The organism is Streptomyces sp. NPDC003032, from assembly GCF_053591415.1.
Window position 1 is genome coordinate 16,868 of record NZ_JBSFTT010000033.1, and the last position, 22,447, is coordinate 39,314.

Sequence of the window (22,447 nt, forward strand, 5' to 3'; positions counted from 1 at the left end):
CTGCTCCACCGTTGTCCTTCCGGGCCGCCAGGGCGGCGATTACTTCAGTGCGGTACGTACGCGGTCAGTGTGTCGTGTGTGCGGGGAGGCCCGCATGGGTTCAGGCCGGTGGCGGTGGCCGCAAAGCGCCGGCCGTGAGCGCGGCCCGCAGCTGCCCGGCCGTCTCCTCGCCCTGGAACGCGGCACGGCGCAGAGCCGTCGTGAAGGTGTGCAGCCGCCGGAACGCCGCCCCGTATGTCTGCTGCTCCTCCAGCGGCAGCAACGGCACTTGGAGCCTGCGCGCGTCCACCCGAACGATCGACGTCCCCTGGCTGGCCCGCTGCACATTGGCAGGGTCGGCGAGGAAGCCGGCCAGGAACCACGGGTCGAGCCGCGCCTCGTCCGGGCGCAGCAGGTGCAAGTTCCTGCCCAGCAGCGCCCCCGCATCAGTGTCGTCCGCAACCCGCGCGGCGGTCCTCTCCGGAGACAGCAGCGTCCCGGGTATAATCACGTCCCCGGCCCTGATCCGCACCGCGTCCTCGTCCCCTGCCGAACCGCGCCCGGACGGGGAGCGCCCCTCGTTCACATCCGCAGCCGTGAGGACGGGATCGTCGCCACCCGACTCCCCGTTGCCGCTCGTCGCCTTGGGTCTGAGCAGAGCCAGCGCCCCCGTACGGATCAGATCGGCGAGCGGCACCATCGTCCATGGCCCGCCCGTTCGGGAGACGCCCCATTCGTCGCTCGGGGCGAGTGCCGATGCCTGCGACAGCACAGAGCCGAGGCCGTCGCGACGGCCGCTCAGGGTACGGCGGAGGTCGTCTACCTGCGGCAGGTCGCGCACCCCCGCGAGCCTTGGCGCGGGCGTGAGGTCGACTGTGTCGTCGAGCAGATCCGTGATCGGGACAGCACGGTACACGCCTGGCATGGCAGGGCACTTCTCAGGCGCTGTAAGCAGCTCTCGGTAGGTGACGGAGGGACGCCCGCCACGGCTGTTCATGTCCGGCAACGACTTGCAGTTCATGAACAGCACATGGCCGCTCTCTGCGTCACTGTCCCCGCCCGGCCTGCGCAGCACCCACAGATGCAGTCCGATATGCGCCGGCGGAGCAGCGCCGGCAGGCAGTGTCAGCACGGCGCGCAGCGCACCTTGCCGTACGAGCGCCGCCCGGATCCGCCGCCCCGAGCTCCGGGAGGCGACGGACGGCGGCAGTAGCATGACCACCACACCACCCGGCCGCACCCTCGACAGGCAGTGCTGCACCCAGGCGAGCTCGGACTCGGACCGGGACGGCAGGCCGTACTCCCAGCGGGAGTCGTACGCCAACTCGTCCGCGCCCCAGTCACGTTCGTTGTACGGGGGGTTGCACAGGACCGCGTCGAACTCCCCACCCGTATGCCGGGATCGGGCGAGAGCGTCCTCGGCGTCGACAGAGCAGTGCCCTTTCCCCCCCAGCCGGAGGGAGAGCCGGGCGGCGGCCAGCTGGGCCAGGTGCAGGTCCCGGTCCTGACCGTCGAGCTGCGTGGCCCCCCGGATCCGGGCCGCCTCCAGCAGGTCCCCCGTCCCGCATGCCGGATCGAGTACGGCGCTCAGCGCATCGTCCGGCGACGCGGCCTTGGCCAGTGTCGCCATGAAGTGGGCCACCGCCTCCGGGGTCCCCGGCCCGCGCCTTCGCGACTCGCTCGCGTAGCGGTCGAGCAGGTCCGACAGGACCTCGTCCGGCGTCTGCCGTGTCGCGGCAGCCGCGAGCTCACGCATCAGCGACGCGGAACGCAGCAGGGCGAGCGGCTCAGGCATGTCCTGAAGTGCTCTGCCGATCTCGTCGAGCATGCCGTCACCGAGACCCTCGTCGTCCAGGTCCGGCCCTTCGGCGTAGTGAACGTAACGCGTCTCCCGTGAGGTGTGACCTTCGCGTTCCAGGAAGGTGAGGAAGAGCGCGGCCCGAGTCATCGCTTCAGTCAGCCCCGATCCCTCGGCCTCCCTCAGCAGCTCCCGCCACAGCTGCTGCTGCTCGGTGAACTGCGGGAGGCGGCCATGCTCGGCCAACCACCCCTCCACGTCCTCCAGCGTGAACGTGGGGCGCGATTCCGTACCACCCGTAGGAGCGGGGAAGTCGGAGTGGCGGCGCCGCCAGTTGGTCACGGTTGCGCGGCCGACGTCCGCGATACGGGCGATCTCGGAGGTACTCACCGTGGTCGGTGCGGCCATCAGCAGCCCCCTTCGTTTTCAACGAACACGCACGAACAGTACAGCACGACATAATGCCGTTTGACAATGCTTTCAGGCAGTGCTGTCATCGTCGTAGTCGACGAGTGCTGCCGCTGATGGCAATGGAGGGGACGTCATGCAGAGCAACGTAGAAGTGATCACGCCCGAGCTGGCCCGCGACTGGCTGCTGCTCAACACCAGGAACCGCCCGCTGAGCAAAGCGTTCGTCCAGCAGCTCACCCAGCAGATCGAGCGCGGCGAGTGGCAGCTCACCCACCAGGGCATCGCCTTCGACGAGCACGGCGCACTCATCGACGGCCAGCACCGGTTGGAGGCGGTGGCGAAGGCGGGCGTCCCCGTGCAATGCGTGGTGACACGCGGGGTGGCGCAGTCCGCGTTCACCGTGATGGACACCGGCCGCAAGCGGAGCGGGCGCGACGCGCTGGCCCTCGCGGGCGAGGAGCACAGCACCCACCTGGCGGCGGCCCTGCGCGGACTGCATCTCTACCTGACCGCTCCGGACTCCGCGTGGAGCGGGCAGAGCGCCGCGGTCAGCAACGATCTGCTGCTCACCGTCCTCGACCAGCACCCCGGTATGCGGGACGCTGTCCGGGCGGCGATCCCAATGAATAAGGCGTTCCGCATCACTGTGACGGCCGCCGCGGTCGGCTGGTACGCGACCACCGCCGCCCGTCCCGAGCTCAATCAACTCCCCTGGCACGAAGCCCTGGTCACCGGTGCGGGACTGCGCATCGGTGACCCACGGCTGACTTTGCGCAATACGCTGCTGAATCTGGCGGCCGGCAAGACCCACCGCAGGCGCGACGACTCGCGGGAGCACCTGCTCTACTACCTCAAGTCATGGAACGCCTGGGTCGAGGGCCGCGACATGAAGCTGCTCCGTCGTTCACCGGGCGAGACGATGCCGCGCGTCTCACGACACACGGCTCGGCCCCGGTTCGCCGAGGGAGCCTGAACGTTCCTCGCCCTGACTCCGTATCGGTTTCGGGGCAAAGGAAGTTCAGTGGTCCGGATCAGCTCGCCACGTACGTCGCGAAGGCGGTCCAGCTGCGGGGGGTGAGCCACAGGTTCGGGCCCTGCTCGTCCTTGGGGTCCCGGACGTGCACGGCATCGGGGCGGGTGGCGACCTCGATGCAGTTGCCGCCACCTGTGCCGCTGTAGCTGCTCTTGAACCAGACCACTTCGTCGGTACTCATAGCGCTCCTGGCATCTGCTCCAGCAGACCCACTGTGGCCTCGCGTCCGAGGGCCTGCGAGCGCATCTTGCCATAGCGCTGGAGCCATGAGCTGACCTGTTTCGGGCTGGAAGTCAGACCACTGCTGTCATGGCCTTCGAAGTAGCCGATCCAACTGCTGTCCGGGTTTCGGCCAAGTACATCGAGCCGTCCAGCCCGGCATGTTCTTCCGTTCGCAGCGGCATGATCTGAATCCCCACGTTGCGAAGGCAGAACAGTTCCAGCAGGTGATCAATGGGCACCTGAGTCACCGCCGCCCCACCTGTACGCCTCTCCAATACGGCCTGCTCGATGATGAAGCTGAAGGCGACATTGGCCCTTTCGGCCAACATGCCCTGCCGCGCCAGACGGGCGCCGACCTGCTGCACAATCTGTTCGTCCGACAGCGGGGAAGCCTGCTGCCGAACACGGGTCGGATGTAGGCCTCCGGCTGCAGCAGCCAAGGAATCAACCAGCACTCGTACGCATAAAGACTGAACGCCTCCTCCTCGATCCCCGCCCACTGCCTGAACCACGAAGCCAGCCCCGCCCGCCGCGTCACCCGCAGGATCCTGTCCGCGTCGAGGACTTCCTCCGCCCGCTCGATCAGGTCCTTGGGCGGGAACCTTCTGCCCTGTTCGATCGAGGCCACATAGTGCGGTGAGTACCGGACCCGGGGCCCGAACTCCTCCTATGCGTCAGGCCTGCCCGCTCCCGCAGGGCCTTGAGTACCGCCCCGAACCCTTTCAGCGCTTCCGACGGTTCGGGCTCACCACCGCCGCTGCTCGTCCCACCCGCCATGCCCGGTCACCTCCGTGCATTCCGCTGAGCCACCCAGCCTGCCTATGGTCACGTCCGGTTACGGGGACTCTCCATGACACACGCTCGTACAAGCGGCCCTGTACGGGTGTCGCGCCTGTTCACACCTTCGCCTGTCACCGTATGTATGTTCAGCCAGCGGCTCAGCCCGACTCCGCGCGGCGCGCGGCTCGCGCGCACTGGCCGTCGCCCAACTCATCGAGTGAGAGTTCCCGCACGACAGCCCAGGAATCTCCAGCGGCGCCGCACTCGTCGCGGAACTCGGGGCAAATGCCGTGACCCACGGCCGCGTCCCCGGACGTGACTTCGAGTTCCGTATCAAGTTGGCTCCGCGTATCGAAGTCGCCGACGCTCACTCCGAGCGCCGACCGTCCTCCTCGCTCGCCCCTCCCCCGCCCGACGCCGAATCGGGCAGGGGGCTGCTGGTCGTCGCGGCGCTCACCTCACGCTAGGGCGTCGACGAGCGTGAGGGGCCGGGAAAGACGGTTTGGACGGAGCTGGACCGCTGACCCGCGTGACCATGCCCAGTGCTGCCGGAGGCCCGCCCTCATTGGAGCAAGTCGAACTTTTCCTCCTCAGGCAGGGAATCCGTCAGGAGCCGCTGCCAGAGCTGCTCGGCGAGGTCGACCAGCGTTCCGTCCTCGCCCAGCACGCCCCACTGTTTCGGTCCCTGGACCGCGCTCCACGCCTCCCGCCACTCGGCCTGCTGCCAGATGTGCGTGACCAGGCCGCTTGGCGAGTACCGCTTCCCGTCGGCCTCCCAGAGCAGGGGCTTGCGCCGGTCGTTGACCCAGGTGGCGTAGGCCCGGCGCGGGTCGGCGTTCAGCCAGTCCCCGATGGCCTGCTCCTCCGTCGCACTGGGGTGGTACATCAGTCTGGTGCCGGCCGGAATGCGGTCGTGGTCGATGAGCAGGGTCACGGTGTTGGGACGCCTGGGCGGCTTCGATTCGTCCCGCTGCTGGTACGCCGCTAGGTCTCCGGCGTCCGTACCGTCGGCGAGCGCCCGAAGGACGGCTGCGACCAGTTTCCGGGAGCGCTCCTCGCTGGCGAAGGTACTGGTGATGTAACTCCCGACCCCGAAAAGGTGGTTCACCAGCGGGATGAGCTGGGCAAGCGTGGCACCGACCCGCGCCGGTACGTCCTCCAGGGCAGATTCCCAACCCGAGTCCGGTTCGTCGATCCCCTCCGAGCCGACCTGCTGGGCGACCATGTGTGCCACCAACAAAGCGCCGCTGTCAGCGATCGAACCCGCCCGCCCGGTCAGCGTGGAGCGGACCTCGTGCAGGGACTCCCGCACCCGCCGCATCAGCAGGACGCTGCGCCAGATCTGATAGGCACTGGGCCTGCGGCCGAACAGCCGGGTGTAGATACCGCCGGGACCGTCCTCCCAGAGCGCGTCGGCCGAGCCCTTCACCCGTACCGCCAGGGCCGGGTCCGGGTGGGCGCAGGCGAGGGCGGTGGCGGCCTCGCGGACCGAGCATCCGAACGCCGGCGACGGCTCGATCTCACCGCGCTTGAATACGTAATCCTTGTCAAGAGAGAGCCGGAAGTCCTCACGGATCAGACTCTGTACCGGCTTGATCGCGATGAAGTCGGAGCGCTCCATGTGGTTCTGCGTGTTCGTCGCCTCGGTGATCTCGCCCGCGAACCCTTCCGGGGCGCCGGAAACCGAGATGATCCGGACGGTGACGTACGCCTCGCCCACCGCTTCCTCGTTCTGCTGGAACGCCCGGTGTGCAGAAGTAACGGTCTGCGCACCGTTGACGACACTCGCGTTTTCGAGGACCAGCTTGACGGGTTCACTGGGTTTATGCTTCGCGAAGAAATGTGGCTCGATCTTGTCGCACTGCACAGTGATGCCGTTGTGGCGGTACCAGAAGCCCTGCGGATCCCGGATGAGACTCTCGACGAGTGTCTGGTTGACTCCGGTCAGGCCCAGCGATCTGCGGACGTTGCGGTCATACAGCCGCTCGCCGTTGCTGGCGTACCACTGGGCGAGTTCGTCGGCCGCCACCAGCCCCGAGTACGCCTGATAGGGGGTTTCCCTGGAATGCCAGCCCTGCGTCATGGTGGCGGTAAGGGTGATCGGCTCCGGGGTGAGGTCCTCGCGGACGGCGCGGTGGAAGTCGGTCTGGTTCAGCACCCGGTGCTCGATGGAGCGCGTATAGCCGCCGAACTCCTGGGCAGCTTCGTCGAGTATGGCCTCTGTCTCCGTGGACAGGTGTCCCTCGCCCATAACGGCGATGACGAGGACCACCTTGCACGTAGGAACGTCGAGCACCGACCGTACCCGGTCAGCGAGACGCCGGAACCGTTCGTTGAACTGGTCGAAGTCCCGGTTGTCGAGCTTCTTCAGGCCGTGCACCAGCTTGTGTGCGGCGCTGGTGTCGAAGCCGGCCTTGCCCTTGTCGCTCCATTTGGCCTGGATCAGCCACAGTTCGGGGGCGGAGGCGGAGAAGGCGACGGCGTCGATACCGAAGTCGTCCCGGCCGTCGATCACCGACTCGGCCGCTTCCTCGGGCGTACAGTCCGTGAGCATGCGAGCCGCCCTGGCGGACAACGCACGCGAGTTGAAGGCATTCTCACGTTCCGAAGGTTGACGTTTCTCATAGTCAGCGAGCGAGATCAGCGGATCGAACTCGCGCTTCAACGCATCGCGCACATGCCGGACTTCCAGCGGCATTGCCTGACCGCTCCTGCTCATCCCTGCCCCCAGTCACGATCACGTGCTTGAACTCTTCATATGCTACGAGAAGCGTGAGCCCGCGGGACGTAACTGATGCGTCTGCGTCACAACCCATGCTGATGGAGGAGGCGCATCAGATTCGAGTTGCGCTTCTGTTCGGCACGGACCTCGCTCAGGTGAGCGGTGAACTCGTCCGATGATCCCAGTCGACACTGACCGACGTGGACGCGCAGAGAAGGTCACCAGCTGTTCGTGAACGATGTTCACCGGCAGGCTTCCGCCATCGCCGGGTATACAGCGCCCTAAGCGACAACTTGCTCCTTCTGTCGCAATGCCACCAGCAACGATGGCGGGCATAGCTAACGAGGCCGGGACGAACTCGTCCCGACCCCGTCAGTCACTTGCATTTTGGCCCTGAACTCCACCACGTCAGCGACGTGGTGGAGTTCAGTTGTTGAAGCGGAACTCCACCACATCCCCGTCCTGCATCACATAGTCCTTGCCCTCCATACGCGCCTTCCCCGCCGCGCGCGCCTCCGCCACCGAGCCCGTCTCGACCAGGTCCGCGAAGGAGATGACCTCGGCCTTGATGAAGCCCTTCTGGAAGTCCGTGTGGATGACACCGGCCGCCTCGGGGGCCGTCGCGCCCTGCTTGATGGTCCAGGCGCGGGACTCCTTCGGACCTGCCGTGAGGTAGGTCTGGAGGCCGAGGGTGCGGAAGCCGACGTGGGCCAGGGTGGCGAGGCCGGGCTCTTCCTGGCCTACCGACTGGAGGAGTTCAAGGGCCTCGTCGTCGTCGAGTTCGGCGAGGTCCGACTCCAGCTTGGCGTTGAGGAAGATCGCCTCCGCGGGGGCGACCAGCGCGCGCTGCTCGGCCTTGAAGTCGTCGTCCGTCAGCTCGTCCTCATCGACGTTGAAGACGTAGAGGAAGGGCTTGGTGGTGAGGAGGTGGAGGTCGTGGAGGAGTTCCTCGTTGCCCGAGCCCTGGACGATGCCCTGGGAGAAGAGCGTGTCGCCCTTCTCCAGGATCTCCTTCGCCGCCTCGACCGCCGCCACCTTCGGAGCGATGTCCTTCTTGATGCGCGACTCCTTCTGGAGGCGCGGCAGGACCTTCTCGATGGTCTGGAGGTCGGCGAGGATCAGCTCGGTGTTGATCGTCTCGATGTCGTCCTTGGGCGAGACCTTGCCGTCGACGTGTACGACGTTCTCGTCCTTGAACGCACGGATGACCTGGCAGATCGCGTCCGACTCGCGGATGTTCGCGAGGAACTTGTTGCCCAGGCCCTCGCCCTCGCTCGCGCCCCGCACGATGCCCGCGATGTCGACGAAGTCGACGGTCGCGGGGAGGACCTTCTGCGAGCCGAAGACCTCGGCCAGCTTCGTCAGGCGGGGGTCGGGGACGCCGACCACGCCGACGTTCGGCTCAATCGTGGCGAACGGATAGTTGGCCGCCAGCACGTCGTTCTTGGTCAGGGCGTTGAACAGGGTCGACTTGCCGACATTGGGCAGACCGACGATTCCGATCGTGAGCGACACGTTGCGACTTCCCGTACGTCAGGGCTGGGTGGGGCGGCCCCTTCGTACATGAGCTTCCATGAACTTCCATGAGCTTCGTACATGGGCCGATCCACCAGTCTACGGCGTGCCGCCGTCGGCCCCTCCGGACGGCCGTCCGCCCGGGCCCCGCCCTGTCGAACGCATGGCCAAGGTCACCCAAAGGGCGTGTCCCGCGCCTGATTCCGCGCGGAAGCCGACCTAGGTTGGTCCAGTGGAGCAACACAGGACGCGTCCCCCTCAGCCTCAGCCCGCCCCGGAGGTCCAGCCCGAGCCGAGGGTTCAGCCCGACCCGAGGGTTCGGTCCGATCCGAACGTGAGAGTTCGGTCCGAGCCGGGGGTTCGGCCCGACCCGGAGGTGCAGTCCGCGCCGAGGGTTCGGCCCGAGCCGAGGGTTCGGTCCGCCCCGGAGGTTCGGCCCGCGCCGGAGGTTCAGTCCGCGCCGAGGGTGCGGTCCGGCCCGAAGGCGAGAGTTCGGGCCGAGCCGGAGGCTCAGCCCGCGCCGAGGGCTCAGCCCGACCCTAAGGCGAGAGTTCGGCCCGAGCCAGAGGCTCAGTTCCGGCCGAAGGCTCATCCCGCGCCGAGGGCTCAGCCCGGCCCGAACGCGAGAGTTCGGCCCGAGCCAGAGGCTCAGTTCCGGCCGAAGGCTCAGCCCGCGCCGAGGGCTCAGCCCGGCCCGAACGCGAGAGTTCAGTCCGAGCCGGAGGCTCAATCCCGGCCGCAGGCCCAGCCCCAGCCCCAGCCGGCGGGTCCGTCCGGACCGACGGGGCCATCCGGACCGGCGGGGCCATCCGGGCCGACGGCTCCGTCCGGCCCGAAGGGCGCCGGCACGGAGCCGCCCGGCCGCACCGCGCCACTGCCCCCGCAAGGCCGGGCCGCCGAGCCCGGCACCGTGTACCGGGCCGCCGCCCGTCCGCGCCGGCCCGCCCCGCCGTTCGTCCGGGCGCTGCGCCGCACCCCGCTGTACCGCTGGGCGCAGCGGATGCCCAACCCCCGCCTGACGGGGCTCGGCAGCGGCTTGTTCTGCGCGGCCGTGATGTTCGTGTTCGCCTGCGTGCTGAGGCTGCTGTTCAGCGGTTCCGTCGTCGCGTACGGCGTGCTGTTCCTGCCCGTGGCGGCGCTCACCGCGCTGTGGGTGCGCCCCGCCGACCTGATCGCCGCGCCGGTGACCGTGCCGATCGCCTTCGCCGCCGGGATCCTGCCGATCTCCGGGGGCACCGGCGGGCTCGGCGGCCAGTTCATGGGGCTCGTGACGTCGCTGGCGCTGTACGCGGGATGGCTCTACGGAGGCACGCTCGTCGCCGGACTCATCGTGACCGTACGCAAGGTCCGGCTGATGTCCGAGCCTCCCGGGCAGCCCCACCCCGCGCCGCGGCAGCCGGACGGCAAGCGCCTCCCCACCGTCTGACGCCGCCGTCGGGGAGAGGCCCCGCGGGGCGCCGCCGCTACACCTCGCCCGCCGCCGCCATCGCCGCTCCCACGATGCCCGCGTTGTTCTGCAGCCGCGCCGGGACGATCTCCGCCGAGATGCCCTCGATCAGCGGCAGGAACTTGTGCGCCTTGCGGCTCACACCGCCGCCGATGATGAACAGCTCCGGCGAGAACAGCATCTCCACATGGGCCAGGTACTTCTGTACGCGCCTCGCCCAGTGCTCCCAGGTCAGGTCCTCGTCCTCGCGCGCCTTGGAGGAGGCCCGCTTCTCCGCGTCGTGGCCGTCCAGCTCGAGGTGGCCGAGCTCGGTGTTCGGCACCAGACGGCCGCCCGTGAACAGGGCGCTGCCGATGCCCGTGCCGAGCGTGAGCATCAGGACCGTGCCCGTACGCCCTTGGCCCGCGCCGAAGTGCATCTCCGCGACGCCCGCCGCGTCCGCGTCGTTCAGGACGGTGACGGGGACGCCGCCTAGCCGGTCGGAGACCAGTTTGCGGATGTCCGTACCGATCCAGCTCTTGTCGACGTTGGCGGCCGTGCGGGCCGTGCCGTCGGTGATCACGCCGGGGAAGGTCGCCCCGACGGGGCCCGTCCAGCCGAAGTGCTCCACGACCTCGCGCACGCCCTCGACCACCGCGTCCGGCGTCGCCGGATGTGGCGTCAGGACCTTGTGCCGCTCCTGGGTCAATTCTCCGCGGTCCAGGTCAACGGGAGCGCCCTTGATCCCGGATCCGCCGATGTCCACACCGAAGATCTGCATGGCCCCCACGTTACGGCCGGGGTCAGCGCTGTGACAGTTCGGCCGCTTCGGCACGCAGGTCCCTGCGGAGCTCCTTGGGCAGCGAGAAGGTGATCGACTCCTCGGCCGTCTTCACCGTCTCCACGTCGCCGTAGCCCCGCTCGGCGAGCCATTCGATGACGCCGTCCACCAGGACGTCCGGCACGGAGGCGCCGGACGTCAGGCCGACCGTGGTCACGCCCTCCAGCCAGGCCTCGTCGATCTCGTCGGCGCCGTCCACCAGGTGCGAGGCGGGGGCGCCGGCGTCGAGGGCGACCTCGACCATGCGGATGGAGTTCGAGGAGTTCTTGGAGCCCACGACGATGACCAGCTCGGCCTGCTCGGCGAGCTTCTTCACCGCGATCTGGCGGTTCTGCGTGGCGTAGCAGATGTCGTCGCTCGGCGGCGAGAGGAGGTTCGGGAACTTGCTCTTCAGGGCGTCGACCGTCTCCATCGTCTCGTCGACGGAGAGCGTGGTCTGGGAGAGCCAGACGACCTTGTCCGGGTCGCGGACCTCGACGTTCGCTACGTCCTCGGGGCCGTCGACCAGCGTGATGTGCTCGGGCGCCTCACCGGACGTACCGATGACTTCCTCGTGGCCCTCGTGGCCGATCAGGAGGATGTCGAAGTCGTCCTTGGCGAACCGGACGGCTTCCTTGTGCACCTTGGTGACCAGCGGGCAGGTCGCGTCGATCGTCGCGAGCTTGCGCTCGGCGGCCTCCGCGTGGACGGTCGGGGCGACGCCGTGCGCGGAGAACATGACGATGGAGCCCTCGGGCACCTCCGCCGTCTCGTCGACGAAGATGGCGCCCTTCTTCTCCAGGGTCTGCACCACGTACTTGTTGTGGACGATCTCGTGGCGGACATAGATCGGGGCCCCGTACTGCTCCAGGGCCTTCTCGACGGCGATCACGGCACGGTCCACGCCCGCGCAGTAGCCACGGGGAGCGGCGAGCAGGACACGGCGGGAGCCAGGCGTTGCAGTCATGCACACCATCGTAAGGCCGCGTCCAGCGCGTCAAAGATCGGACGGTTGGGGAGACTGGGGGCCTGCGCTGGTCCTGCGCTGGTCCTGCGCTGGTCCTGCGCTGGTCCTGCGTTGATCTACGGAGGCACGATGTCCGGTCAGTCCGCCAGTACGGGAGCTCCTGCCGCTGGCGCCGAGCCCGCCGACGGTGGTGGGCTGCGGCGCACGCTGGGCTTCCGGGACCTCGTCGTCTACGGCCTGCTCTTCATCGCCCCCATGGCGCCGGTCGGTGTCTTCGGGACGCTCGACGCGAAGTCGCACGGCGCCGTGGCCCTCGTCTATCTGGTGGCCACGGTCGCGATGGCGTTCACCGCTTTCAGTTACGCCCAGATGGTGCGGGTGGTCCCCCAGGCGGGGTCCGTCTTCGCGTACGCGCGCGTGGGGCTCGGCAAGGGGCCCGGGTTCGTCGCCGGGTGGATGGCGATGCTCGACTATCTGCTCATCCCTGCGGTCGCCTATCTGTTCTCCGGGATCGCCATGAACTCGCTGGTCCCCTCGGTGTCGCGGTGGGTATGGACAGCGCTCGCCGTGCTCATCACGACCGCGCTGAACCTGTGGGGGGTGCGGGCGGCGGCGCGGGTCGGCTTCGCGGTGCTCGCCATGGAGATCGTGGTCCTCGTCGTCTTCGTCGTCGCGGCCGTCATCGTCCTCGTCCAGGACGGGGCGCGGCGGGACTGGCTCTCACCGCTGACGGGTGACGGCTCACAGGGCGCGTTCGCGCTCTCGGCGGTGGTGGGCGCGGTGTCGATCGCCGTCCTGTCCTATCTGGGCTTCGACGCGATCGCCTCCTTCGCGGAGGAGGTGACGGGGGGCTCGGCGAAGGTCGCACGGGCGGTGCTGTTCTGTCTGGCGCTCGCGGGTGTCCTCTTCGTCGCCCAGACGTATCTGGTGGCGCTCCTGGAGCCCCTGTCGTCCGCCGAGCTGGCCGCGGATCCGGGCAAGCAGGGGACTGCTTTCTACGATGCTGTGAACTCGGCGGCCGGGACGTGGCTGCATGATCTGGTGGCCGCCAGCAAGGCGATCGGCGCGGCGTTCGCCGCGCTGGCGGGGCAGGCGGCGGCGGGGCGGCTGCTCTTCGCGATGGCGCGGGATCGGCGGCTGCCGAAGGGCCTGTCCCGGACGGACTCCGGTACGCCGCGGGTCGCGCTGCTGTGTGCGGCCGTGGTGACGATGGTGGCGGCGGTGTGGGCGGCTCGGCGGGACGACGGGATGGACCACCTGGTGTCGGTGGTGGACATCGGGGCGCTGACGGCGTTCCTGCTGCTGCACGCGAGCGTGGTGGGGTGGTTCGCGGTGCGGCACCGTGAGGCGGGCTTCAGCTGGTGGCGGCATGTGCTGGTCCCTGTGCTGGGGGCGGCGATCGTGGTGGCCGTCATCTGGGAGGCGTCCGGGGCCGCGCAGGTGGTGGGGGCGGTGTGGCTGGGGGTCGGGCTTGTGGTGCTTTTCGCACAGCGGGGCCGTTGGGGGGTGGACTAGACCGCCGCTTCGCGGCGGGTGTCTCCCACCCACCCGTTTGCCCCGCGTCGAATCGGCACCGAGGGAACCGTTTGCCCCGCGTCCAGTCCGCGCCGAACGAACCATTCGCCCCGCGTCGAATCCGCGCCGAACGAACCGTTCGCCCCGCCCGGACACCGCGCCGGAAAGACGGTGCCGGCCTGTCAGACCCTGCGGCTACGCTCGCCGTATGGCTCTCAATACGTCTGCTGACGCGCCGCTGCCCGTGGGGCAGGTGTCGCGGCTCATCGGCGGCTGGATCGACCGGCTCGGTGCCGTCTGGGTCGAGGGGCAGATCACCCAGCTGTCCCGCAGACCCGGCGCCGGCGTGGTGTTCATGACGCTGCGCGACCCGTCGCACGACATCTCGGTGAGCGTCACCTGCTACCGCCAGGTGTTCGACGCCGTCGCGGACGTCGTCTCCGAGGGCGCCCGCGTCGTCGTCCACGCCAAACCGGAGTGGTACGCGCCGCGAGGGCAGCTGTCCCTGCGGGCCGCCGAGATAAGGCCGGTCGGCGTCGGTGAGCTGCTCGCGCGGATCGAGCAGCTGAAGAAGAGCCTCGCCGCGGAGGGCCTCTTCGCGCCCGAGCGCAAGAAGGCGCTGCCTTTCCTGCCGCAGCTCGTCGGCCTCGTCACGGGCCGCGCCTCGGCCGCCGAGCGGGACGTCCTGGAGAACGCCCGGCACCGCTGGCCGGCCGTCCGCTTCGAGGTGCGCAACGTCCCGGTCCAGGGCGTGCACGCGGTGCCACAGGTCGTCCAGGCCGTGAAGGACCTCGACGCGCTCGACGAGGTCGACGTGATCATCGTGGCGCGGGGCGGCGGCAGCGTGGAAGATCTGCTGCCGTTCTCGGACGAGCAGCTGATCAGGGCGGTGGCCTCGTGCCGTACGCCGGTGGTCTCCGCGATCGGCCACGAGCCGGACAACCCCCTCCTCGACCACGTCGCCGACCTGCGCGCCTCCACCCCGACCGACGCCGCCAAGAAAGTCGTGCCGGACGTCGGCGAGGAGTACGAGCGCGTGCAGGCCCTGCGGGAGCGCGCCCGGCGCTGCATGGACGCCTTCCTGGACCGCGAGGGCCGCGGCCTCGCACACGCCCTCGGCCGCCCCTGCATGGAGCATCCGCACCGCATGGTCGAGGAGCGCGAGGAGCAGGTCTCGGCGCTCGTCGACCGCACCCGCCGTACGCTCGGCCACCTGCTGGACCGGGCGGCCTCGGAGCTGACGCACACCCACGCGCGCGTGGTGGCCCTCTCCCCCGCGGCGACCCTCCAGCGGGGGTACGCGGTGCTGCAGAAGGCGGACGGCGCGGTCGTCCGGGCCCCCGAAGAGGTGGGCGCCGACGAGGAGTTGAGGGCCCGCGTCGCCGAGGGCGAATTCACCGTACGAACCGTATGAACCGCATGAACCGCATGAACCGCACGAACCGAACGAACCGCCAAATCGACAATTAGGGTGGGCGCATGACCAGCAAGACGGACGAGGCCACGGGCCCGGCGGACGCCCTCGGGTACGAGCAGGCACGGGACGAGCTGATCGACGTCGTACGCCGCCTGGAGACCGGCGGCACGACCCTGGAGGAGTCACTCGCCCTGTGGGAGCGGGGCGAGGCGCTGGCGAAGATCTGCCGCCGCTGGCTGGACGGCGCGCGCGCCCGCCTGGACGCGGCGCTCGCGGGCGAGGACGCCGAGGACGCCGAGGGCGTCGGTGACGGCAAGGGCGACGGCTAGGGGCGGGCAGGGCCGCATCGAGGGCCGAAGGGGCGCACCCGAGCCCTGTGAGGCGGATCACGGCGGCGCCATTTTGGTTGAATCTTAAACGTCACTTGTCGTACTGTCGGTCGTGCCAGCTGATCCACAGCACGTAACGAGAAGGTAGATCCATGTCTCTCGCCCTTGACCCCGCCGCCCAGGACCTGCTCTTCCGCGAGGCCCGCACCGCGAACACCTTCACCGACGAGCCGGTCACCGAGGAGCAGGTCCAGGCGATCTACGACCTGGTCAAGTACGGCCCGACCGCCTTCAACCAGTCGCCGCTGCGGGTCACCCTGGTCCGCTCCCCCGAGGCCCGCGAGCGCCTGGTGCAGCACATGGCCGAGGGCAACCGTCCGAAGACCTCGACCGCGCCGCTGGTCGCGATCCTCTCCGCGGACAACGAGTTCCACGAGGAGCTCCCGGCGCTCTTCCCGCACTTCCCGCAGGCCAAGGACGTGTTCTTCGCCGAGCGCCCGGCCCGTGAGCAGGCCGCGCTGGTGAACGCCACGCTTCAGGCCGGCTACTTCATCGTCGGCGTCCGTGCCGCCGGTCTGGCCGCGGGCCCGATGACCGGCTTCGACTTCGCCGGCGTCCAGAAGGAGTTCCTGGACGACGACCACACCCCGCTGATGGTCGTCAACATCGGCAAGCCGGGTGACGACGCCTGGTTCCCGCGCTCCCCGCGCCTGGCCTACGACGACGTCGTCACCACGGTCTGAGCGAAGCGACCGCGCGCACGCCCGCAGGCGCCAGTCACGCGAAGGGCCCCCGGCACACTGCCGGGGGCCCTTCGCGCGCTCGTGACCTGGCCGTCTGGTCACCTGGCCATCTGGTCACCACAACCACACGCTCACGTCGTCTTCAGCGACTCGACCATCTTCGTCAGCCGCGCGAACGACGCCGTGCCCGTGACGACCGTCGTCGCGCCCTTCTCGGTGCTCACCAGGGCGTCGTACGTCGAGCCCTTGTACCGCTGCCACGTCCGGCCGCCGATCTTCTCGGTGACGTCGGTCCTCGCGGCCTCCTGGGTGGCGTCCGCAATGAACTTCACCGGCTTGGCGGTGGACTGCTTGACCGCCACGTACTCGCCGTCGGGGTCGAGGAAGCCGAGGTGCCAGTCGTCGTGGGCGGCGCCCTTGAACCGCACGGACGTCGGCTTCCACTCCTTGGACAGGCCCTCGGGCGCCGCCACCGGATAGGCCGCGGCCCGCCGGGCCGTCAGGAGCTCCACGCGGTAGTCGACCCGCTTGACGGGGGTCTTGGACTCGTCATGCGGGACGAAGAGGTAGCTCACGCCCGCGACCAGGGTGATCACCACCAACGACCACAGCATGTTCTTGACGGTCTGGTTGCCTTGTCTGCCTGCCACGCCCCCCATGGTCTCAGGCGCGGAACGAGCACCTTCCCCCGGTGCCTCCCCGGCGCCTCACCGGTTCCTCCCCCCACCCGCCCCGCCCGCTCATGCGTGGGGCCCACTGCTCATTTTGTCGGCCTACGGATAGAGTCGTTCACAATCCCTCATCCGGCCGTCGTCGTATCAGCAGAGAGGTGCGTCCCGATGACCGAGCATCATCTTCCGTCCGAGCTCGAGGTTTCTCCCGAGGCTCCCGACCGCAACCTCGCCCTGGAGCTCGTCCGGGTCACCGAGGCCGCCGCCATGGCCGCGGGCCGCTGGGTCGGCCGCGGCGACAAGAACGGCGCGGACGGCGCCGCTGTCAGGGCCATGCGGACCCTCGTCCACACCGTCTCGATGAACGGCATCGTCGTCATCGGCGAGGGCGAGAAGGACGAGGCCCCGATGCTCTTCAACGGAGAGCGCATCGGTGACGGCACGGGCGCCGAGGTCGACATCGCCGTCGACCCGATCGACGGCACGACGCTGACCGCGAAGGGCATGCCGAACGCCATCGCCGTGCTGGCCGCCGCCGACCGCGGCGCCATGTTCGACCCGTCCGCGGTCTTCTACATGGACAAGCTGGTCACCGGCCCCGAGGCCGCGGACTACGTGGACATCAACGCGCCCGCGTCGGTCAACATCCGCCGCGTCGCCAAGGCCAAGAACTCCTCGCCCGAGGACGTCACGGTCATGATCCTGGACCGCCCCCGCCACGAGGGCATCGTCAAGGAGATCCGCGAGACCGGCGCCCGCATCAAGTTCATCTCGGACGGCGACGTCGCGGGCTCGGTCATGGCCGTGCGCGAGGGCACCGGCGTCGACCTGCTGATGGGCATCGGCGGCACCCCCGAGGGCATCATCTCGGCCTGCGCGATCAAGTGCCTGGGCGGTGTGATCCAGGGCAAGCTGTGGCCCAAGGACGACGCCGAGCGCCAGCGCGCCATCGACGCCGGCCACGACCTGGACCGCACGCTCTCGACGGACGACCTGGTCAAGGGCGACAACGTCTTCTTCGTCGCGACCGGCATCACCGACGGCGAGCTGCTCCAGGGCGTGCGCTACCGCGCGGCGACCGCCTCGACGTCGTCGCTGGTCATGCGCTCCAAGTCGGGCACGATCCGCAAGATCGACTCCGACCACCGGCTCTCGAAGCTGCGCGCCTACAGCGCGATCGACTTCGACCGCGCGAAGTAGTTCGTACGGCGCGGGGGGTCACCTACGGCGCGGGGGGGTCGCCTACGGCGCGGAGTAGCCGCGTACGGCACGAAGCAGTTGCCTACGGCGCGAAGTAGCCGCGTACCGCGCGGGTAGCCGCCTACGGCACGAAGTAGCCGCGTACGGCGAAGGGGGCGTCCCGTGCGGGGGACGCCCCCTTCGCCGTAGGTCCGGGGCGGGACTATCCCGCGGCGGCGATTCCCGCCGCGTGCGCCGCCTTCTGCAGTTCGAGGTCGCGCCTGCGGCGGCGGGCGAGGACCACGCGGCGCTCGGCGGCGGTGAGGCCGCCCCACACGCCGTACGGCTCGGGCTGGAGCAGGGCGTGCTCGCGGCACTCGACCATCACGGGACAGCGGGCGCAGACACGCTTGGCCGCCTCCTCGCGCGAGAGCCTGGCCGCGGTCGGCTCCTTGGACGGGGCGAAGAACAGTCCGGCCTCGTCGCGGCGGCACACGGCTTCGGTGTGCCATGGAGCGTCATCGGTCCGATCCCGTGCCGGCGCCCGCTGCACCGGAACGGCGGCGACCTGCAGGGACTGACGCGACGGTTGCAGCACGGTCCACTCCTGACGACGGCTTCGCGAGCGAGAGACGATGCAGCAAGGTCTACCCGCTGTGTGCGCGCCTATGCACTGAGTTCCGATGCACGGTGGTTCTCCTTCCCGCGGCGGGGCGCGGGCGTCAGTGACCGAGGTGTTTGCGCAGCTGCCGGTGCAGGTCATGGACCAGTTTGCCGCGCTTGGGCCGTGCCTCGATGCTGCCGAGGATCGCCGTGCCGTCCACGAAGACGACCGGGGCGTCCTGCTCCGGGGAGTCGAGCGTGTCCACCTCGAAGCTGCCGAGCACGCCCGCGCCGCTGCCGCGCAGCGACACGTTCTGCGGGACGCGGATCTCGACCGAGCCGAAGATCGCGTACGCCTTGATGACCACTTGGCGCTGCTCGAAGATCGCCTCGCTCAGGTCTATCTCGACGCTGCCGAAGACGGCGTACGCATGGGTACGGCGGGCGACCCGCCAGCGGCCCTTGCGGACGGAGCCGCTGAGGACCGCCACCAGATTCTCGTCGGCGACGGGCGGGACCGCTCCGGGGGACGGCCGGGCGGGGGCGGGCCGGAGAGCGGGCCCGGACCGGCCCTGGTCGTGGGAGGCGGGCAAGTCCCTGACGAGCGGCCGCAGTTCGGCCATGGTCTTGGCGCGGTAGACCCCGTCGATGCGGTCCGCGTGCTCCTCCGCGGTGAGGCGGCCCTCGGCCAGGGCCTCGCGGAGGATGTCCGCCGTGCGGTCCCGGTCGGCGTCGGAGGCGCGCAGCGACCCCGACTCCTCGGCTGTGGCGGGAGCGGGCTGCGGGAGGCGCTTTTCGAGGTCCACGCCAGCAGCGTACCCAAACGCGATAGATCGCGACTACCCCCTGTGGACAACCGGCCGGGGGCGGCCCGCGGCCTACTGAGCCTTACCTCACAGGCCCGGCCCGCCGCGCGCGTTCTACGCTGGTCGACGCGTCGCCAATGGAGGCCGCGCCGCTGTCTGCCGAGTGAGGAATGGCCGTAATGCCAGAGTTTGAGTACTCCGATCTGCTCCCGCTGGGAGAGGACACCACCCCGTACCGGCTGGTGACCTCCGAGGGTGTCTCCACTTTCGAGGCCGACGGGCGGACGTTCCTCAAGGTCGAGCCCGAGGCGCTGCGCACGCTCGCCGCCGAGGCGATCCACGACATCCAGCACTATCTGCGGCCCGCGCACCTGGCCCAGCTGCGGCGCATCGTCGACGACCCCGAGGCGTCGTCCAACGACAAGTTCGTGGCGCTGGACCTGCTGAAGAACGCGAACATCGCGGCGGCGGGTGTGCTCCCCATGTGCCAGGACACCGGCACGGCGATCGTCATGGGCAAGCGCGGACAGCACGTCCTCACCGAAGGTGAGGACGAGAAGGCGCTCTCCCACGGCATCTACGACGCGTACACGAAGCTCAATCTCCGGTACTCGCAGATGGCCCCGCTGACCATGTGGGAGGAGAAGAACACCGGCTCCAACCTCCCCGCGCAGATCGAGCTGTACGCGACCGACGGCGGCGCGTACAAGTTCCTCTTCATGGCCAAGGGCGGCGGCTCCGCCAACAAGTCCTTCCTCTACCAGGAGACGAAGGCCGTCCTGAACGAGGCCTCCATGATGAAGTTCCTGGAGGAGAAGATCCGCTCCCTGGGTACGGCGGCCTGCCCGCCGTACCACCTGGCGATCGTCGTCGGCGGCACCAGCGCCGAGTTCGCCCTGAAGACCGCGAAGTACGCCTCCGCGCACTACCTGGACGAGCTGCCCGCCGCGGGTTCGGCGACCGGGCACGGCTTCCGGGACAAGGAGCTGGAGGAGAAGGTCTTCGAGCTGACGCAGAAGATCGGCATCGGCGCGCAGTTCGGCGGCAAGTACTTCTGCCACGACGTGCGCGTGGTGCGGCTGCCCCGCCACGGCGCCTCGCTGCCCGTCGCCATCGCCGTCTCCTGCTCGGCCGACCGCCAGGCCACCGCGAAGATCACCGCGGAGGGCGTCTTCCTGGAGCAGCTGGAGACGGACCCGGCGCGCTTCCTGCCGGACACCACGGACGATCATCTCGACGAGGCCTCCGACGTCGTCGAGATCGACCTCAACCAGCCCATGGACGCCATCCTCGCCGAGCTGACCAAGTACCCGGTGAAGACCCGCCTCTCCCTCACCGGACCGCTGGTCGTGGCCCGCGACATCGCGCACGCCAAGATCAAGGAGCGGCTCGACGCGGGCGAGGAGATGCCTCAGTACCTGAAGGACCACCCGGTGTACTACGCGGGCCCGGCGAAGACCCCCGAGGGCTACGCGTCCGGCTCCTTCGGGCCCACCACCGCCGGACGCATGGACTCCTACGTGGAGCAGTTCCAGGCGGCCGGCGGCTCCAAGGTGATGCTCGCCAAGGGCAACCGCAGCAAGCAGGTCACCGACGCCTGCGACGCGCACGGCGGCTTCTACCTGGGCTCGATCGGCGGCCCCGCCGCACGCCTCGCCCAGGACTGCATCAAGAAGGTCGAGGTCGTCGAGTACGAGGAGCTCGGCATGGAGGCGGTCTGGAAGATCGAGGTCGAGGACTTCCCGGCCTTCATCGTCGTCGACGACAAGGGCAACGACTTCTTCCAGAACCCGGCCCCCGAGCCGACGTTCACGCACATCCCGGTACGCGGACCGGGCCTGAAGTAACACACGCCTCCGCGGGTGCGCCCCAGAAGGGGCGCGGGGAACCGCGCGCCCAGCCACAGCGCACCCGCGGAGAAGGCGGATCCTCAGGCGAACCGCTGGTTCGCCGCCCCCGTGCACTTCTGGAGCCGCACCGGCTCCTTGGCCCCCGCAAGGGTCAGACACAGCTCACTCGCGGCAGCGGGCCGCACCGTCCCGGCCTCACGGACGAACTTCTGGTTGCCACCCCCGTGGCAGTTCCACAGAACAACAGCGGCACCCTCCTTGTAGGCACCGTCAGGCACATCCAGGCACCGGTCCTGCGTCAACCCGGTATGCAGGGACTTCTGCCCGCCGTCGTACCACCAGGTCTGATTGCGATTCCCCGTGCACTCCCAGCCCTGCACCTTCGTACCGTTACGGCTCTTGGACGCGTCGACGTCCACACACGTACCGGTGGCCTCGTTCTTCAGTGGCTTGTACGCGTCGGCGAAGGCCCCCTTGTACAGCTTCGGGTTGCCCGTGCTCGCCGGGTCGGCGCAGCCGGCCTCGCGGTAGCCCGACTCGTACAGCTGCGTCAGGCAGGACGCGAAGGCGGCGTGGCCGCGTGCGTTGGGGTGGAAGGACTGGCGTACGGAGTTGGAGTCAGGCGGGAAGGGGTTGGACACGTCTACGTAGAGGCCGCGCGCCCAGGTGTCCTCCATGCAGACCTCGTGGCCGTGGAAGAGGCGGGAGTTGTCGAGGTAGGTCGCGCCCGCGTTCCTGGCCGCCTTGCGCATGCCCGTCTCGAACGTCGGCACCGCGTAGTCGCGGCCCCACTCGGTGTCGGAGTCGTAGCCGAGCCCGCCGCAGGCCAGCTTGCCGGGGAACGTCGGGTTGTCGCGGAAGTCCGGGCCGATCGGGCTCGGGTAGCCCATGGCGACGAGCCGGTAGTCGCCCTCCTGGTAGCCCGCGTCCTTCATGACGGTCCTCAGGTCGCGGATGGACTGCTCGACCTTGGGCACGAGGGCGTCCACGCGCGCCTGCCAGCCGGCGTGGTACTTGCCGGCGCAGGCGCCCTGGCTGAGCAGATAGCGGGTCACGCAGTCCGTCATCACCGGCGCGAACTGAAGGTCGTCGTTGGCGCCGATGACGAGCAGGATCGTCTTGATTTTGGTGTTGCGCGCCTTGATGGCCAGGCTGTCGCTCTGCACCAGCTCGTCGGCGTACTGCTTCTGGCCGCCGATCCTGATGTTGACGGTCTGCGCTCCCGAGCAGGCGACGTTGTACGTCACGTCGGCCGGGATGCCGGTGCGGTGGATCGCGGCGTCCGGCGAGCGGTGGCACCAGTTGTCGGGGCCGTCGGTGCCGGGTTCGTACGTTCCGACGCCCTCGCCGGATATCTCGCTGTCGCCGAGCGAGATCAGGCCGGTCTTGCGGTCGGCCATCGGGCGCTCGGCGGGGCTGCCGTAGAGCTTGGTCGCCTCGGCCGCCCGGATCTTCTCCAGCTCGGGCGGCAGGGGCGCCGCGGACACCTGAGCGGCGCCCCCGTCCGCCGCCCCGGCGGGTACCGCGGCCGCCGTGCCCAGCACGGCCGCCATCGCGACGGCCGCCGCGAACGTACATCGCAGACGGGCCCGTCCGCTGCGTCTGATGCGCTTCATCGCGCCTCCCCGGATTGGTGTTACCCACGGTTTTTACTGGTGGGT

General features: G+C 69.3%; 19 protein-coding genes and 1 pseudogene. 9 read left to right on the top strand and 11 right to left on the bottom strand.

Annotation, left to right across the window (positions count from 1 at the left end; genetic code table 11):
- Positions 1-100: 100 nt before the first annotated feature.
- The gene (locus tag ACWDZ7_RS33875) at positions 101-2,185 is read right to left on the bottom strand and encodes an N-6 DNA methylase (protein ID WP_451802338.1); all 2,085 of its coding nucleotides are present in this window, start codon (positions 2,183-2,185) and stop codon (positions 101-103) included.
- 136 nt (positions 2,186-2,321) lie between these two features.
- Between ACWDZ7_RS33875 and ACWDZ7_RS33880 the strand changes: the two genes are divergently transcribed.
- Positions 2,322-3,161, top strand: coding sequence for a hypothetical protein (locus tag ACWDZ7_RS33880; protein WP_451802339.1), 840 nt, complete (start codon positions 2,322-2,324; stop codon positions 3,159-3,161).
- 58 nt (positions 3,162-3,219) lie between these two features.
- Here ACWDZ7_RS33880 and ACWDZ7_RS33885 read toward each other — a convergent pair whose 3' ends face one another.
- Together ACWDZ7_RS33885 and ACWDZ7_RS33890 are read right to left on the bottom strand one after the other, a co-directional pair.
- Positions 3,220-3,402, bottom strand: coding sequence for a DUF397 domain-containing protein (locus ACWDZ7_RS33885; protein ID WP_451802340.1), 183 nt, complete (start codon positions 3,400-3,402; stop codon positions 3,220-3,222).
- A pseudogene (locus ACWDZ7_RS33890) lies at positions 3,399-4,220 on the bottom strand (helix-turn-helix domain-containing protein). The gene ACWDZ7_RS33885 and the pseudogene ACWDZ7_RS33890 overlap by 4 nt, the downstream one beginning before the upstream one ends.
- A 293-nt stretch (positions 4,221-4,513) precedes the next feature.
- Between ACWDZ7_RS33890 and ACWDZ7_RS33895 the strand changes: the two are divergent.
- Positions 4,514-4,690 carry a hypothetical protein gene (locus tag ACWDZ7_RS33895; RefSeq protein ID WP_451802341.1) on the top strand — a complete coding sequence of 59 codons (177 nt, stop codon included), beginning with the start codon at positions 4,514-4,516 and terminating at the stop codon, positions 4,688-4,690.
- Between the two features lie 95 nt (positions 4,691-4,785).
- On the opposite strand, the gene ACWDZ7_RS33900 is transcribed toward ACWDZ7_RS33895, so the two are convergent.
- The gene (locus ACWDZ7_RS33900) at positions 4,786-6,777 is read right to left on the bottom strand and encodes an AIPR family protein (RefSeq protein ID WP_451802343.1); all 1,992 of its coding nucleotides are present in this window, start codon (positions 6,775-6,777) and stop codon (positions 4,786-4,788) included.
- A gap of 594 nt (positions 6,778-7,371) precedes the next feature.
- On the bottom strand, positions 7,372-8,460 hold the full coding sequence (gene ychF, locus ACWDZ7_RS33905; protein ID WP_451802345.1) for a redox-regulated ATPase YchF: 1,089 nt from the start codon (positions 8,458-8,460) through the stop codon (positions 7,372-7,374).
- A gap of 910 nt (positions 8,461-9,370) precedes the next feature.
- Here ychF and ACWDZ7_RS33910 point away from each other — a divergent pair.
- The gene (locus ACWDZ7_RS33910; protein WP_451802346.1) at positions 9,371-9,886 is read left to right on the top strand and encodes a DUF6542 domain-containing protein; all 516 of its coding nucleotides are present in this window, start codon (positions 9,371-9,373) and stop codon (positions 9,884-9,886) included.
- A 37-nt stretch (positions 9,887-9,923) separates the two neighbouring features.
- On the opposite strand, the gene ppgK is transcribed toward ACWDZ7_RS33910, so the two are convergent.
- Together ppgK and ACWDZ7_RS33920 are read right to left on the bottom strand one after the other, a co-directional pair.
- Positions 9,924-10,667: a polyphosphate--glucose phosphotransferase gene (gene ppgK / locus ACWDZ7_RS33915; protein WP_451802348.1), complete on the bottom strand. Its 744-nt coding sequence runs from the start codon at positions 10,665-10,667 to the stop codon at positions 9,924-9,926.
- Positions 10,668-10,689: 22 nt separating this feature from the next.
- Entirely contained in the window at positions 10,690-11,673 is a 984-nt protein-coding gene (locus ACWDZ7_RS33920) for a 4-hydroxy-3-methylbut-2-enyl diphosphate reductase (RefSeq protein ID WP_451802350.1), read from the bottom strand.
- A gap of 129 nt (positions 11,674-11,802) precedes the next feature.
- Here ACWDZ7_RS33920 and ACWDZ7_RS33925 point away from each other — a divergent pair, with 129 nt between their 5' ends.
- From ACWDZ7_RS33925 to ACWDZ7_RS33940, 4 genes are all read left to right on the top strand, one after another.
- Positions 11,803-13,188 (top strand): APC family permease, encoded by a 1,386-nt coding sequence (locus ACWDZ7_RS33925; RefSeq protein ID WP_451802351.1) that lies wholly within the window; start codon positions 11,803-11,805, stop codon positions 13,186-13,188.
- Positions 13,189-13,396: 208 nt separating this feature from the next.
- Complete coding sequence (xseA, locus tag ACWDZ7_RS33930) at positions 13,397-14,602, top strand: exodeoxyribonuclease VII large subunit (RefSeq protein WP_451802353.1); 1,206 nt, start codon at positions 13,397-13,399, stop codon at positions 14,600-14,602.
- 65 nt (positions 14,603-14,667) lie between these two features.
- Positions 14,668-14,934 (top strand): exodeoxyribonuclease VII small subunit, encoded by a 267-nt coding sequence (locus ACWDZ7_RS33935; protein WP_451802355.1) that lies wholly within the window; start codon positions 14,668-14,670, stop codon positions 14,932-14,934.
- Between the two features lie 152 nt (positions 14,935-15,086).
- Positions 15,087-15,677, top strand: a complete 591-nt coding sequence (locus tag ACWDZ7_RS33940) for a malonic semialdehyde reductase (RefSeq protein ID WP_451519478.1) — start codon at positions 15,087-15,089, stop codon at positions 15,675-15,677.
- A 131-nt stretch (positions 15,678-15,808) separates the two neighbouring features.
- Here ACWDZ7_RS33940 and ACWDZ7_RS33945 read toward each other — a convergent pair whose 3' ends face one another.
- Positions 15,809-16,336, bottom strand: coding sequence for a DUF4245 domain-containing protein (locus ACWDZ7_RS33945; RefSeq protein WP_451802356.1), 528 nt, complete (start codon positions 16,334-16,336; stop codon positions 15,809-15,811).
- Between the two features lie 180 nt (positions 16,337-16,516).
- Here ACWDZ7_RS33945 and glpX point away from each other — a divergent pair, with 180 nt between their 5' ends.
- Positions 16,517-17,548 (top strand): class II fructose-bisphosphatase, encoded by a 1,032-nt coding sequence (glpX, locus tag ACWDZ7_RS33950; protein ID WP_398518186.1) that lies wholly within the window; start codon positions 16,517-16,519, stop codon positions 17,546-17,548.
- Between the two features lie 202 nt (positions 17,549-17,750).
- Here glpX and ACWDZ7_RS33955 read toward each other — a convergent pair whose 3' ends face one another.
- Positions 17,751-18,125, bottom strand: coding sequence for a WhiB family transcriptional regulator (locus tag ACWDZ7_RS33955; RefSeq protein WP_451802358.1), 375 nt, complete (start codon positions 18,123-18,125; stop codon positions 17,751-17,753).
- Between the two features lie 124 nt (positions 18,126-18,249).
- Positions 18,250-18,936, bottom strand: a complete 687-nt coding sequence (locus ACWDZ7_RS33960; protein ID WP_451802359.1) for a DUF1707 SHOCT-like domain-containing protein — start codon at positions 18,934-18,936, stop codon at positions 18,250-18,252.
- A 179-nt stretch (positions 18,937-19,115) separates the two neighbouring features.
- Here ACWDZ7_RS33960 and ACWDZ7_RS33965 point away from each other — a divergent pair, with 179 nt between their 5' ends.
- Complete coding sequence (locus tag ACWDZ7_RS33965; RefSeq protein ID WP_451802361.1) at positions 19,116-20,783, top strand: fumarate hydratase; 1,668 nt, start codon at positions 19,116-19,118, stop codon at positions 20,781-20,783.
- An 83-nt stretch (positions 20,784-20,866) separates the two neighbouring features.
- Here ACWDZ7_RS33965 and ACWDZ7_RS33970 read toward each other — a convergent pair whose 3' ends face one another.
- Complete coding sequence (locus ACWDZ7_RS33970) at positions 20,867-22,402, bottom strand: ricin-type beta-trefoil lectin domain protein (RefSeq protein WP_451802362.1); 1,536 nt, start codon at positions 22,400-22,402, stop codon at positions 20,867-20,869.
- Positions 22,403-22,447 lie beyond the last annotated feature (45 nt).